Below are 838 nucleotides of genomic sequence, written 5' to 3'. Positions count from 1 at the left end.
TAATACTCGATCAACCCGCCGGCTGGATTGTCGAAATACCAGAAGTACGCCGACGAGATCGGATGGCGTCCCGGGCCCAGCTTCGTCGTCCATCCGCAGCGGCTCACATGCAAGCCCCCGCCAAACACTTCGTGGATGTCCCGTACCGTGAACGCTACGTGATTGAGCCCCGGCTTCCCGTTGGGCAACTGCAGCATGAACAGATCGTGATGGCCGCCGTGCGCCGCGCAGCGCATGAACGTGCCGCGCCCCGGGTAGCGATCCGACACCTCAAAGCCCAACAGTTCGTGATAGAACTTTTCCTGTTCCGCAAGACGATTCGTGAACAGCACCACGTGCCCAACTTCGATCGGCTCGGCATGGTCATAGATCACCCCCGGGCTATCCACGCGAGTCGCCTGGCCCCACGTGTTCGAGGTCGATCCCTTGATGTCGATCTCGCGCTTGCGCGTCACCTCCACCCGAATGGCCATGCCCGTCGGATCGATACATCCGACCGCGTCATCAGACTCGAAATGCCCCGGCTGGCCCGCGAACCGGCCTCGCAACGCATCCAGTTCGACCCGGCTCGCCACGCCCCAGGTCACTTCACGCAACGTCGATCCTTCCTCGAACGCCGGAGGCAAAGACGTGTCGTTCGACTCCACCGCGATCACCGTGCAGCCGTTGAGCGACTCGAAGCGGACCTCCCGCTCGTCGTGCGCCACCTCAGTCAAACCCCAGTCCTTAAAGAAAGATCTGCAGGTCGCCAGATCCGTCACGCCATATTTGATTTGCTCAATGCCTAGAATCGTCATGCCATTGCTCCTGTTCAGTTCGCCCACGCCAGCGGACTGTC

General features: G+C 61.1%; 1 protein-coding gene. It reads right to left on the bottom strand.

The window, feature by feature from the left end; all coding sequences use genetic code 11:
• The coding region (locus FH08_RS0133880; protein WP_031362611.1) for a VOC family protein at nt 1-797 on the bottom strand (797 nt) is incomplete at its 3' end.
• Nucleotides 798-838: the final 41 nt, after the last annotated feature.

Source organism: Caballeronia sordidicola (assembly GCF_000729995.1).
In the GTDB taxonomy this organism is placed as follows: domain Bacteria; phylum Pseudomonadota; class Gammaproteobacteria; order Burkholderiales; family Burkholderiaceae; genus Caballeronia; species Caballeronia sordidicola_A.
Note: the sequence above shows the minus strand (reverse complement) of the source record. Positions and strands in the feature narration are given on the sequence as shown.